The organism is Klebsiella sp. WOUb02 (assembly GCF_050058015.1).
Classification (GTDB): domain Bacteria; phylum Pseudomonadota; class Gammaproteobacteria; order Enterobacterales; family Enterobacteriaceae; genus Klebsiella.
The window spans coordinates 616,269-628,884 of the sequence record NZ_CP170106.1 but is presented as its reverse complement, the minus strand read 5'-3'; the positions used below and the strand labels follow the sequence as shown (position 1 = coordinate 628,884).

The 12,616-nt window shown below is 57.8% G+C and carries 8 protein-coding genes, 5 tRNA genes and 2 pseudogenes; 2 read left to right on the top strand and 13 right to left on the bottom strand.

Features of this window, described 5'->3' with window-relative positions; all coding sequences use genetic code 11:
• The first annotated feature begins 1 nt into the window (after position 1).
• Positions 2 to 1,542: pseudogene (gene emrB / locus ABOC21_RS05165) on the top strand (multidrug efflux MFS transporter permease subunit EmrB).
• A gap of 148 nt (positions 1,543 to 1,690) precedes the next feature.
• Positions 1,691 to 3,371: pseudogene (gene leuA, locus ABOC21_RS05160) on the top strand (2-isopropylmalate synthase).
• Here the strand turns inward: leuA and ABOC21_RS05155 are convergent.
• The 13 genes from ABOC21_RS05155 to alaS all read right to left on the bottom strand — a co-directional run bounded on the left by ABOC21_RS05155 (position 3,347) and on the right by alaS (position 12,490).
• Complete coding sequence (locus tag ABOC21_RS05155) at positions 3,347 to 4,117, bottom strand: AraC family transcriptional regulator (protein ID WP_426812171.1); 771 nt, start codon at positions 4,115 to 4,117, stop codon at positions 3,347 to 3,349. The pseudogene leuA and the gene ABOC21_RS05155 sit on opposite strands and share 25 nt — an antisense overlap.
• A gap of 51 nt (positions 4,118 to 4,168) precedes the next feature.
• Positions 4,169 to 4,684: an S-ribosylhomocysteine lyase gene (gene luxS / locus ABOC21_RS05150; RefSeq protein ID WP_426812170.1), complete on the bottom strand. Its 516-nt coding sequence runs from the start codon at positions 4,682 to 4,684 to the stop codon at positions 4,169 to 4,171.
• Positions 4,685 to 4,844: 160 nt separating this feature from the next.
• Positions 4,845 to 6,401, bottom strand: coding sequence for a glutamate--cysteine ligase (gene gshA / locus ABOC21_RS05145; RefSeq protein WP_426812169.1), 1,557 nt, complete (start codon positions 6,399 to 6,401; stop codon positions 4,845 to 4,847).
• 115 nt (positions 6,402 to 6,516) lie between these two features.
• Positions 6,517 to 6,945 (bottom strand): YqaA family protein, encoded by a 429-nt coding sequence (locus ABOC21_RS05140; protein WP_426812168.1) that lies wholly within the window; start codon positions 6,943 to 6,945, stop codon positions 6,517 to 6,519.
• A complete protein-coding gene (gene yqaB, locus ABOC21_RS05135) occupies positions 6,942 to 7,508 on the bottom strand; it encodes a fructose-1-phosphate/6-phosphogluconate phosphatase (RefSeq protein ID WP_426812167.1) in 567 nt (188 codons plus the stop codon). Before yqaB ends, ABOC21_RS05140 begins: the two co-directional genes overlap by 4 nt.
• A gap of 120 nt (positions 7,509 to 7,628) precedes the next feature.
• Positions 7,629 to 7,943, bottom strand: a complete 315-nt coding sequence (locus ABOC21_RS05130; RefSeq protein ID WP_426812166.1) for a BON domain-containing protein — start codon at positions 7,941 to 7,943, stop codon at positions 7,629 to 7,631.
• 479 nt (positions 7,944 to 8,422) lie between these two features.
• Positions 8,423 to 8,500: transfer RNA gene (locus tag ABOC21_RS05125), tRNA-Arg, on the bottom strand.
• 95 nt (positions 8,501 to 8,595) lie between these two features.
• Positions 8,596 to 8,672, bottom strand: a tRNA-Arg gene (locus tag ABOC21_RS05120).
• Between the two features lie 95 nt (positions 8,673 to 8,767).
• Positions 8,768 to 8,844, bottom strand: a tRNA-Arg gene (locus ABOC21_RS05115).
• Between the two features lie 95 nt (positions 8,845 to 8,939).
• A tRNA-Arg gene (locus ABOC21_RS05110) sits at positions 8,940 to 9,016 on the bottom strand.
• Positions 9,017 to 9,020: 4 nt separating this feature from the next.
• Positions 9,021 to 9,113, bottom strand: a tRNA-Ser gene (locus tag ABOC21_RS05105).
• Positions 9,114 to 9,437: 324 nt separating this feature from the next.
• The gene (gene csrA, locus ABOC21_RS05100) at positions 9,438 to 9,623 is read right to left on the bottom strand and encodes a carbon storage regulator CsrA (RefSeq protein ID WP_000906486.1); all 186 of its coding nucleotides are present in this window, start codon (positions 9,621 to 9,623) and stop codon (positions 9,438 to 9,440) included.
• 239 nt (positions 9,624 to 9,862) lie between these two features.
• Positions 9,863 to 12,490 (bottom strand): alanine--tRNA ligase, encoded by a 2,628-nt coding sequence (alaS, locus tag ABOC21_RS05095; RefSeq protein ID WP_426812165.1) that lies wholly within the window; start codon positions 12,488 to 12,490, stop codon positions 9,863 to 9,865.
• Positions 12,491 to 12,616 lie beyond the last annotated feature (126 nt).

Genomic DNA, 12,616 nt, shown 5'->3' with positions numbered 1-12,616 from the left:
AATGCAACAGCAAAAACCGCTGGAGGGCGCGCAGCTGGTCATCATGACCATTGCGCTGTCGCTTGCGACCTTCATGCAGGTGCTGGACTCCACTATCGCCAACGTGGCTATCCCAACCATCGCCGGTAACCTTGGCTCGTCCCTGAGCCAGGGCACCTGGGTGATCACCTCGTTTGGGGTGGCCAACGCCATCTCCATTCCGATAACCGGTTGGCTGGCAAAACGCGTAGGGGAAGTGAAGCTGTTCCTGTGGTCAACGGTGGCGTTTGCCATCGCCTCCTGGGCCTGCGGCGTGTCCAACAGCCTGACGATGCTGATTTTCTTCCGCGTGATTCAGGGGATCGTCGCCGGTCCGCTGATCCCGCTGTCGCAGAGCCTGCTGCTCAGCAACTACCCGCCGGCAAAACGCTCCATCGCCCTGGCGCTGTGGTCGATGACGGTTATCGTGGCGCCAATCTGCGGGCCGATCCTTGGCGGCTATATCAGCGACAACTACCACTGGGGCTGGATCTTCTTTATCAACGTCCCGATTGGCGTTGCGGTGGTGATAATGACGCTGCAAACCCTGCGCAGCCGGGAAACCCGCACCGAGCAGCGGCGCATCGACGGCGTCGGGCTGGCGCTGCTGATAGTCGGTATCGGCAGCCTGCAGGTGATGCTCGACCGCGGCAAGGAGCTGGACTGGTTCGCCTCCACGGAGATCGTCGTTCTGACGGTGGTGGCGGTGGTGGCCATCAGCTTCCTGATCGTCTGGGAGCTTACCGATGAAAACCCGATAGTCGACCTTTCGCTATTTAAGTCGCGAAACTTCACCATCGGCTGCCTGTGCATCAGCCTCGCCTATATGCTCTACTTCGGCGCTATCGTTCTGCTGCCGCAGCCTGCTGCAGGAGGTCTATGGCTACACCGCGACCTGGGCGGGCCTGGCGTCGGCGCCGGTTGGGGTGATCCCGGTCCTGCTCTCGCCGATTATCGGCCGCTTTGCCCATCGGCTCGATATGCGTCGGCTGGTGACCTTCAGCTTTATCATGTATGCGGTGTGCTTCTACTGGCGCGCGTGGACCTTCGAACCGGGGATGGACTTCGGCGCTTCGGCCTGGCCGCAGTTTATCCAGGGCTTCGCGGTGGCCTGTTTCTTTATGCCGCTGACCACCATCACCCTGTCCGGCCTGCCGGCGGAACGACTGGCGGCGGCCTCGAGCCTGTCGAACTTTACCCGTACGCTGGCGGGCTCGATCGGGACCTCGATAACCACCACCATGTGGACCGACCGCGAGGCTCTGCACCATGCGCAGACTCACCGAGTCGGTCACGCCGTATAATCCTAACGCCCAGCAGATATACGACCAGCTGCAGGGCCTGGGGATGACCCAGCAGCAGGCGTCCGGCTGGATAGCCCAGCAGATAACCGACCAGGGGCTGATTATTTCCGCCAACGAAATATTCTGGGTCTCGGCGGGGATCTTTATCCTGCTGTTAGGGCTGGTGTGGTTTGCCCGACCGCCGTTCAGCGCCGGCGGCGGCGGAGGCGGTGCGCACTAGCGTTAACAAGAAGGGATCTGCGGATCCCTTTTTTATGGGCGGATAAAAACGCCCGCCTGTCCAGTTTGCGCTAGTTTCTGTCCACTGCGCTAAAGCGCCCCGTTCTCCTTGTCGTGCAGGATAAAGATCCAACCCAAGGAGTCTCATCATGCTGAAACATCCTCACCAAAAGTATCGCCCCTCGCCGATCGTATCCCTGCCCGACCGCCGCTGGCCGGAGCGGCAGATCGCCCACGCGCCGCGCTGGCTCTCTACCGATCTGCGCGACGGCAACCAGGCGCTGGCGGAACCGATGGACGGCGCGCGCAAGCTGCAGTTCTGGAATCTGCTGCTGGAGTGCGGATTCAAAGAGATTGAAGTCGCTTTCCCGTCCGCATCGCAGACTGATTTCAACTTCGTTCGCCAGCTGATTGAGGAGCAGCGTATCCCCGAGGACGTCACCATTCAGGTGCTGACCCAGGCGCGGGAGGATTTAATTCTGCGCACCTTCGAATCGCTGCGCGACGCCCGCAGCGCCACCGTGCATCTCTATAACGCCACCGCGCCGCTGTTTCGCCGGCTGGTCTTCGGCATGGAAAAAGCGCAGGTGGTTGAGCTGGCGACCCGCGCCACCCGCCTGATCCGCCAGCAGTGCGAACGGCAGCCGCAAACGCGCTGGCAGTATGAGTACTCGCCGGAAACCTTCTGCTTTACCGAACCGGAATTTGCGCTGGAGATCTGCGAAGCGGTGGCGGACATCTGGCAGCCCTGCGCCGAACGCCCGATGATCATCAACCTGCCCGCCACCGTGGAGGTCAACACTCCCAACGTCTATGCCGATCAAATCGAGTATTTTTGCCGTCACTTCTCGCGCCGCGCCGACGTTTGCATCAGCGTCCACCCGCATAACGATCGCGGCACCGGCGTTGCCAGCGCCGAGCTGGCGGTGATGGCCGGCGCCGATCGCGTTGAGGGCTGCCTGTTTGGCAACGGCGAACGTACCGGCAACGTCTGTCTGGTCACCCTCGCCATGAACCTCTATAGCCAGGGCGTCGATCCGCAGCTCCACCTTCCCGGAGATGAAGCGGGTCGTGGAGATCGTCGAGAGCTGTAACCAGCTGCCGGTTCACCCGCGCCATCCGTGGGCGGGAAGCCTCGCCTATACCGCATTTTCCGGCTCGCATCAGGATGCGATTAAGAAAGGTTTCGACGCCCGTCGGCCCGGCGAAATTTGGCAAATGCCCTACCTGCCCGTCGACCCGCAGGATATCGGCTGCAGCTATGAGGCGGTTATCCGCGTCAACAGCCAGTCGGGTAAAAGCGGCAGCGCGTGGCTGATTGAGCAGAATCACGGCTTAAAGCTGCCGCGTATGCTGCAGCAGGATTTCAGCCTGCACGTGCAGCGCGCAACCGATAGCCACGGCAAGGAGATGACGCAAAACGCCCTGTGGCAGCTGTTTCGCGAGCGCTACGGCCTGGTGGCGCAGCCGCCGCTGGCGCTGCTGGATTACCAGAGCGACGGTCAGCAGGACGGCCAGCTCTCGCTGCAGGCGACGCTCCGGGTCTACGGCGAGACCCGCAGGCTGCAGAGCAACGGCAACGGGCTGCTTTCCGCCGCCGCGCGCGGGCTGAGTGCGCTGCTTAAGCAACCCTTTGTGATTAGGGATTATCATGAGCATACCCTCGGCGAGCGCAGCGACAGCCGTTCGGTGGCCTATATCCGCTGCGTCTTGCCGGATGGCGACAGCCGCTGGGGGGGCGGGATCGATAACGACGTCGCCCGCGCCTCGCTCCAGGCGCTGTGCAATGCGCTCAGCGGCGGCGATCACTCCTCCGGCGAGCGGAAGTAGTCGCTGGGAGCCATCCCCATCACCCGGCGGAACATGGCGCTGAAGGCGCTATGGCTGCCGTAGCCAAGGTCCAGCGCCACCCGCAGGACCGACTGCCCCTGCGCCAGGCGCACCAGCGCTTCCATCAGCTTCGCCCGGCGCACCCATTCGCTCCAGGTCAGCGTGGTCTGCTGCTGGAAGTGGCGGTTGAGCGTCCGCTCGCTCATATTGCTCTCTTTTGCCGCCTGGAGGCTGCTCCAGGCGTCACCCGGCGTTTCGCGAACCTTTTGACACAGCCGGCGCAGCGCTTCGCTTTGCGGTTCGATCAGGCCAAACGGCAGCACGGTCATGCCGCGGATCTCATCAAGAATTAATTCATAGACGCGCTCGTCGCGGCTGCCGGGATCGTAGCGTTCGGCCAGCGTCAGCGAAGCGACGATCAGCTCGCGCAGCAGCGGGGAGATCTGCACGATCTGGCACGATGACGGCAGATCGGCGCGAGCAAGGGGATCGATAAACAGCGTGCGCGCCGCGACTTTGCCGGTGATGCGCAGCGCGTGGGGCATCCCCGCCGGCAGCCAGACGCCGCGCCCCGGCGGCACCACCCAGTAGCCAGCCGGGGTCGCCACCCGCACTACGCCGCTCAGGATATGCAGCAGCTGGACGCAGTCGTGCTGATGCCACGGCTCGCTATCGCCATGGGCGTAATCATGGGCAAAGGGCACCAGGGAGCGGTGCTGAAAGGAGAAGCGGGAGGTCGTCGACATCGCGGCGTGAGGATATCGGCCCGACGCTATCGCCGGGCCGCGGCAGAAGAACTAGATATGCAGTTCTTGCAGCGTTTCTTTCGGCAGCGCCAGCTCGTCATTGCTGTTGATGCGTACGTCGCGCTCAAGGATATGACGCGCGATCTCCTGAGCTTCTTCCAGCGAGTGCATGGTGTAGGTGCCGCACTGGTAAACGTTGAGCTCGGGGATCTGGCTCTGCTCTTTTACCTTCAGCACGTCGGCCATTGCCGCTTTCCAGGCATCCGCTACGCGCTGCTCGTCCGGCGTACCGATCAGGCTCATATAGAAGCCCGTGCGGCAACCCATCGGAGAGATATCGATAATTTCCACACCCTTACCGTTGAGATGGTCGCGCATAAAGCCCGCGAACAGGTGCTCAAGCGTGTGAATGCCTCTTTCCGGCATCACTTCCTGATTCGGTATGCAAAAACGCAGATCGAAAACGGTAATTTCATCGCCGTGCGGCGTGTTCATTTTCTTCGCGACGCGCACCGCAGGGGCTTCCATTCGGGTATGGTCGACTGTGAAACTATCTAACAACGGCATTCTTCACCTCCGATAGTGATTTTTTTTAAATAAAAATGAACTCTTTTGACACCCGCGAGTCTGAGTATGTGAAAGACGCGCATTTATTATCATCATCCCTGAATCAGAGATGAAAGTTTGGCCACATTGATGTGGCCTTTTTCTTTTGTACCGCTTTTTGCTACGCGTGTCTCGCTAACAGAGCGCTAAACGGTTCGCTATCTTCCGCTTCTATCTTCTGCTGACGCACGGCTGACGCTTCACGCTCGGTAATGAAATCCTCTTCGCGTAAAATCTCCAGCGGCTCTTCCCGCAGCATCGTACGATAGCGATCGGCCAGCTCCTTACCGGTGCCGCCAATCCCTTCTTCAAGCATAGAACGCAGAATGCGCGCTGAGAAAGTTAATTCCGGATCGTCGAAGCTGGCAACCAGCTCGTCGCACACCTGCTGATAGGCGTCGCCGCTGTGAATACCGTCGAGAGTCTGCGCCACGCGGCGCAAATCGCGGAACAGATCTTTACCCACCTTAGCCAGCGGGAACTGCGCGCTTTCGCAGCCGATCCCCAGCGTCAGGCCCGGCTTACGCCCTTCAAGAATCACTCGATTCCAGTTAGTGCGCGTGCACAGCAGCTCGTCGCTGCTCATTTCCGGCGCATCGGCCAGCGCGCACCAGACCATAAACAGATCGAGGAAACGCACCTGCTGCTCGTCCACGCCAATCGGCGAGAACGGGTTGATATCCAGTGAACGCACTTCGATATATTCGATTCCGCCGCGCAGCAGCGCGTCAGACGGCGTCTCGCCGCTGCGGGTCACCCGTTTCGGGCGGATTGGCGCATAGAGTTCGTTTTCAATCTGCAGAATATTACTGTTAATTTGCAGGTACTTACCCTCTTTCTCGAGGCCAATTTCCGCATACTCCTGCGACGGGGTTTTAATCGCCCGCTTCAATCCTGCCACATACTCCTGCAGATCGTTAAACGTAATTCCGAGATTGCTTTGCGACTTATTGGTATAACCGAGGTCGCTCAGGCGCAGGGAGGTTGCGTACGGCAGGTAGTACATGCCGTTTTCCGCTTTCTCAAACGGCAGCGTGGTCGGTTTCCCCTGCAGGAAAGAGGGGCAGATCGCCGGAGACGCGCCAAACAGATACGGGATCACCCAGCCAAAGCGGTAATAGTTGCGGATCGAGCGGAAATAGCCCGCCGAAATGGCCTCTTTCCCGCTCTCCTCGTCCTCAACGCCGCACTTCGCCTGCCAGAACGCCATCGGCAGAGAGAAGTTATAGTGCACGCCCGAGATGGTTTGCATCAGCGCGCCGTAGCGGTTTTTCAGCCCTTCACGATACAGCGTTTTCAGACGACCGATATTTGAGGTGCCGTACTGCGCCAGCTCGATATCCTGGCCGGGAGCGATATAGCAAGGCATGCTCAGCGGCCACATCCGCTCGTCGCCGAGATGGCGAGCGGTATAGCGATGAACATCGCGCATAAAGGTAAGCATGTGCTGAATATCGCCATCAACCGGCGTAATAAACTCCAGCAAAGCTTCAGCAAAATCGGTGGTAATCCATTTATGGGTCAGCGCTGAACCCAATGCCTGAGGGTGGCCGGTAGTGGCCAGCGAGCCATCGGCGTTAACGCGCAGCGTTTCGCGCTCAAGGCCGCGATGAATGCCCTTTAGCGCCTGCGGATTTTTTTCCAGCCAGGCCAGCGCCTGTGATACGTCCGGGATCAATTTGACCTCCCGCCTGTCGAAATCATTTGAATAAGCATAATTGTAATGGTGACCATATAGGTTATTCCAGCAGACGCTATTGTTACAGCCTGCCCGGAGAGCCTCAGTTCCACAATTAGTGCCACCACGTCATGCCCTGAAGCGTAGCCAGCGCAATGACGATATAGCGCAGCGCTTTACCAAGGCATAAAAAAAAGAGCACTGGTCCCCAGGAAATGCGCATCCATCCCGCCAGTAAACACAGCAAATCGCCGATCACCGGCGCCCAGCTTAATAATAATGTGACCGCGCCGTAGCGCTTTAGCCAGCCGGACGCCCTTTCCTGCCAGCGCGACGTTTTGCGCAGCGGAAACAGGCGCCCCAGAATAACGTTAGTTACCCCTCCAAGGCTATTGCCGATTGTTGCTATTAATACCAGAATCCACGGTTGGCTCGCTCCCGTAAGCAGCATAGCAACCAGCACAACTTCCGAGTTACCGGGAAGCAGCGTGGCGCTGAGAAAGCTACTGGCAAACAGCGATATCAGCGCGAACGCGTCGCTCACAGCAGCCGAACGTCGACGGCATCCATCCCCGCGCGCTGTGCGGCCTGCAGACCAAAGTCCGCGTCTTCAAATACCACGCATTTTTCCGGCGCAACGCCCATGCGCTCGGCGCACAGCAGGAAGGTATCAGGAGCAGGCTTGTGGTTGGTGACGTGATCGGCGGCAATGACCGCGGCGAAATAGTGGCGCAGGCCGAGATGGGCCAGCAGCGCTTCCGCAACGGCGCTTTCGCTGCCGGTACCCACCGACATCGGACGACGACCGTGCCACTCTTTTACTACCTCAATCAGCGGTAAGGGCCGCACGCTATCCAGCAGCATCGCTTTGACGGCGTTGGTTTTTTCCAGCGCCAGCCGGTGGGGGTCTAAATCCGCCTGGTTCATTTCGATAATCACCTGGGCAATGCGCCAGGTCGGAGAACCGTTGAGCGCGACCATCGCCTGTTCGTCGAAACGCATTCCGTAACGGCCCAGAACCTCGCGCCAGGCCTTACGATGCGTCGGCTCGGTATCAAGAATAGTGCCATCCATATCAAAGATAAGTCCTGCGTAACGTTCGTACATCGTGTTCTCACCAACCGGATAGGGAAAGGTTACTTTATCGCAAAAGACGCATATTGTCGCGGGCGGAGGCAGAAGCAGCAAAGGCGCCACGGGGCGCCTTTATCATAACGATGCAGCGGCTTATTTGATTTTCAAATCATTCTCAACCACACGAACGCCCTGCACTCTGCGGGTCACCTCTACGGCGCGATTCGCATCCGTCTGCGACGAAACAAAGCCGCTCAGCTGAACGCGACCTTTGAAGGTCTGCACGCTAATTTCAGTGGATTTGATCTCTTTTTCGTTAAACAGCGCGGTTTTAACTTTGGTGGTCACGACGGTGTCGTCGATATAGCCGCCGGTGCTTTCCTTAGTGGCCGATCCGGCACAGCCAGCCAGAGATACGGCGACCAGAAGCGTCGCGCAAAAGGCAGGTATTGCTTTGAACCATCTCATGGATTTCTCTCCTTGCACTCATCTCACCCGAATCAGGTCGATATACAGGGGTAAATTATAGTGGAAAGAGCAACTTGCCAATATAAAAAAGTGCGAAAGAGCGTGCTGAAACGGCTAAGCGACGGCGGCTGACGGGGTGGTTGGGCGATAAGGTTTTCGAACGCGGGGCTATTTCGCAGACCGTGGAACAATTGTGTTGGGGTTATTTTGGAGAAGATGGTGCATCCGGGAGGATGACTCACTGGGTTCGCCCTACGGGCCGTCGCTTATGCGACGTTATCCTCCCTGGTGCTGGCGATGATTTCGCAGACCATGAAGCAATTGTGTTGGGGTTATTTCGGGAGAAGATGGTGCATCCGGGAGGATGACTCACTGGGTTCGCCCTACGGGCCGTCGCTTACGCGACGTTATCCTCCCTGGTGCTGGCGATGATTTCGCAGACCATGAAGCAATTGTGTTGGGGTTATTTCGGGAGAAGATGGTGCATCCGGGAGGATTCGAACCTCCGACCGCTCGGTTCGTAGCCGAGTACTCTATCCAGTCTGAGCTACGGATGCATCAGGGAGAACTTCTTTACTATGCTGTCTTTCCTGGCGCTGACGATTATCTCGCAGACCATGAAACAACAAAAGTGCTGTTATCTTGAAGAAGATGGTGCATCCGGGAGGATTCGAACCTCCGACCGCTCGGTTCGTAGCCGAGTACTCTATCCAGCTGAGCTACGGATGCATCAGGGGGAACTTCTTTACTATGCTGTCTTTCCTGGTGCTGACGATTATCTCGCAGACCATAAAACAACAGTATCGCTGTTATCTCGAAGAAGATGGTGCATCCGGGAGGATTCGAACCTCCGACCGCTCGGTTCGTAGCCGAGTACTCTATCCAGCTGAGCTACGGATGCATCAGGGAGAACTTCTTTACTATGCTGTCTTTCCTGGCGCTGACGATTATCTCGCAGACCATGAAACAACAGAATAGCTGCTATCTCAGAGAAGATGGTGCATCCGGGAGGATTCGAACCTCCGACCGCTCGGTTCGTAGCCGAGTACTCTATCCAACTGAGCTACGGATGCAAAATGGCGGTGAGGCGGGGATTCGAACCCCGGATGCAGCTTTTGACCGCATACTCCCTTAGCAGGGGAGCGCCTTCAGCCTCTCGGCCACCTCACCACACGCCTCTTTCGAGTGCTTCGAAGAACTTGTTTCTGCTCTTCGTCGCTGCGATGGCGCACATATTACTTTCTGGTACTTATAAGTCAAACAATTTTTCGAGACCTTTTTTCCGTTTGCACACTTACCGCGCAATCAGCCTGCAAAAACGGCAAAAAGAGCGTTTACTCAACAGAAATTGAGGGTTTACGGCCTGCTACAGGCAAAAAATAAAGATAGTCGACGATGGGCAAGTAGCGGAAAAGAGAGGCGTCTGAAGTAGAAAATAGAGAGAAATCGGCTGGCGGTGGGATGCGCCTCACGAAATCGCGAGGCGCGAAAACCTTAGTAACTGGACTGCTGGGATTTTTCAGCCTGGATACGCTGGTAGATCTCTTCACGATGCACGGAGACTTCTTTAGGGGCATTAACGCCAATACGTACCTGGTTACCCTTAACCCCTAAAACTGTCACAGTGACCTCATCTCCAATCATGAGGGTCTCACCAACTCGACGAGTCAGAATCAGCATTCTTTGCTCCTTGAAAGATTAAAAGAGTCGGGTCTCTCGTATCCCGGCATTATCCATCATATAACGCCAAAAAGTAAGCGATGACAAACGCCTCACGGCGTAACGCAGTCATGGCATCACATTCTGTTAAACCTAAGTTTAGCCGATATACACAACTTCAACCCGACTTTATCGTTATCAGTGCTTCTCTTGCAAGATACCGCGATCCGCAGATCACGGCACCTATGCGTTTATAGTTATTACAGTTTTGCGCTTACCCAGCCTTTCACACTGGCTAACGCAGCAGGGAGAGCAGACGCATCGGTACCACCGGCCTGAGCCATATCCGGACGACCGCCCCCTTTGCCGCCCACCTGCTGAGCGACCATACCAACCAGCTCCCCTGCCTTCACGCGATCTGTCACATCCTTAGACACACCGGCAATCAGAGAAACCTTACCATCCGCAACCGTGGCTAACACTACAACCGTCGAACCCAGCTGGTTCTTCAGATCGTCAACCATGGTACGCAGCATTTTTGGCTCAACGCCGACCAGCTCGCTGACCAGCAGCTTAACGCCGTTAATCTCTTCCGCTTTGCTGGAGAGGTTTGCGCTCTCCTGCGCTGCCGCCTGCTCTTTCAGCTGCTGTAGCTCTTTTTCCAGCTGGCGAGTACGTTCCAGCGCGGAGCGTACCTTGTCGCCGAGGTTATGGCTATCGCCCTTCAGCAGCTGTGCGATATCGCCCAGCAGATCGCTTTGCGAATGCAGGCTCGCAATCGCGCCTTCACCGGTTACCGCCTCAATACGGCGCACGCCCGCGGCGGTCCCGGATTCGGAGGTGATGCGGAACAGGCCGATATCGCCGGTCCGTGCAGCGTGAGTCCCGCCGCACAGCTCGGTGGAGAAATCGCCCATTTTCAGGACGCGAACGCGGTCATCATACTTCTCGCCGAACAGCGCCATGGCGCCCGATTCGCGAGCCGCATCGATATCCATAATGTTGGTTTCGATAGCCAGGTTGCGGCGAATTTGCGCATTGACCAAATCTTCAACCGCGCGGATCTCTTCCGGCTTCATCGCTTCAAAATGCGAGAAGTCAAAGCGCAGCGCTTTATCATTTACCAGAGAGCCCTTCTGAGCCACGTGCGTACCGAGAACCTGGCGCAGCGCTGCATGCATCAGGTGGGTCGCGGAGTGGTTCAAACGGATACGCTGGCGGCGGGCGCGATCGACGTCGGCCTGCACCGCATCGCCCACTTTCAGGATACCGCCGGCCAGTTTACCGATATGGCCAATGGCCTGGCCATATTTCTGCGCATCGCTGACGGTGAACGAGAAGCCCGCGCCTTTCAGCTCGCCCTTATCGCCGACCTGGCCGCCGGATTCAGCGTAGAACGGCGTTTGATCGAGAATCACTACCGCATCCTGACCGGCAGCGACGGAATCAACCGCTTTACCATCAATGAACAGCGCGGTCACTTTCGCGTTCAGTTCCAGGTGGTCATAGCCTTTAAACTCAGAAGCGCCCTCAACGCGAATCATCGCGTTGTAGTCGGCGCCGAAACCGCTGGACTCACGCGCGCGACGGCGCTGCTCTTCCATTGCCGCTTCGAAGCCTGCTTCGTCAACTTTGATGTTGCGCTCGCGGCATACGTCCGCGGTCAGGTCGACCGGGAAGCCGTAGGTATCGTACAGGCGGAAGGCCGTTTCGCCGTCGAGGGTGTCGCCTTTCAGCTTAGCCAGCTCGTCGTCGAGCAGCGCCAGGCCGCGTTCCAGAGTGCGGGCAAACTGCTCTTCTTCCGTTTTCAGAACCTGCTCAACCTGAGCCTGCTGCTGCTTCAGCTCTTCGCCGGCGGAGCCCATGACCTCAATCAGCGGCGCAACCAGCTTCCAGAAGAAGGTATCCTTCGCGCCGACCATATTGCCGTGGCGGACGGCACGGCGAATGATACGACGCAGCACGTAGCCGCGGTTTTCATTCGACGGGATCACGCCATCAGCGATCAGGAACGCGCAGGAGCGAATATGGTCGGCAATCACGCGCAGCGACTTGTTGCTCAGATCGGTGGCGCCGGTCACTTTTGCCACGCTCTCAATCAGCTGACGGAACAGGTCGATGTCGTAGTTGGAGTTCACGTGCTGCAGAACGGCGGCGATACGCTCCAGGCCCATACCGGTATCCACGGACGGCTTCGGCAGCGGCTGCATGGTACCGTCAGCCTGACGGTTAAACTGCATGAAGACGATGTTCCAGATCTCAATGTAACGATCGCCGTCCTCTTCCGGGCTTCCCGGAGGGCCGCCCCAGATGTGGTCGCCATGGTCAAAGAAGATTTCGGTGCACGGGCCGCAGGGACCGGTATCGCCCATCTGCCAGAAGTTATCGGAGGCAAACGCGCCGCCTTTATTGTCGCCAATGCGAATAATGCGCTCACGCGGAACGCCAACCTCGTTGGCCCAGATATCGAAAGCTTCGTCATCGGTTTCGTAAACGGTCACCCACAGCTTTTCTTTCGGCAGAGCGAACCAGCTTTCGCCGGTTAACAGCTCCCATGCGTACTTGATAGCATCCTGCTTGAAGTAGTCGCCGAAGCTGAAGTTGCCCAGCATTTCAAAGAAGGTGTGGTGGCGTGCGGTATAGCCGACGTTTTCCAGATCGTTGTGTTTACCACCCGCGCGAACGCAGCGCTGCGAGGTGGTCGCGCGCGAATAATTACGCTTGTCTAGGCCAAGGAACACATCCTTGAACTGGTTCATCCCGGCGTTGGTAAACAGCAGGGTCGGATCGTTGTGCGGCACCAGGGAGCTGCTGGCAACTACCTGATGTCCCTTACTATGGAAAAAGTCGAGAAACGCCTGACGGATCTCAGCAGTGCTCTTGCTCATAATTATCCTGAAATCAAGCTATACACTTCATCCTTCACGCCGCCTCTACGCTGGCTGCGCTCGTTCACCTCAGTCACGTACCTGCGTACGCCTCAGGGACTCGCTCCGTTGCTGCCTTGGTGCAGC

What these genes read in the sequence shown, in the direction of transcription:
- ABOC21_RS05155 (WP_426812171.1), bottom strand. Translation starts at nt 4,117, where the DNA reads ATGTCGACGACCTCCCGCTTCTCCTTTCAGCACCGCTCCCTGGTGCCC.
- luxS (WP_426812170.1), bottom strand. Translation starts at nt 4,684, where the DNA reads ATGCCGTTGTTAGATAGTTTCACAGTCGACCATACCCGAATGGAAGCC.
- yqaB (WP_426812167.1), bottom strand. Translation starts at nt 7,508, where the DNA reads ATGTACGAACGTTACGCAGGACTTATCTTTGATATGGATGGCACTATT.
- ABOC21_RS05130 (WP_426812166.1), bottom strand. Translation starts at nt 7,943, where the DNA reads ATGAGATGGTTCAAAGCAATACCTGCCTTTTGCGCGACGCTTCTGGTC.
- csrA (WP_000906486.1), bottom strand. Translation starts at nt 9,623, where the DNA reads ATGCTGATTCTGACTCGTCGAGTTGGTGAGACCCTCATGATTGGAGAT.
- alaS (WP_426812165.1), bottom strand. Translation starts at nt 12,490, where the DNA reads ATGAGCAAGAGCACTGCTGAGATCCGTCAGGCGTTTCTCGACTTTTTC.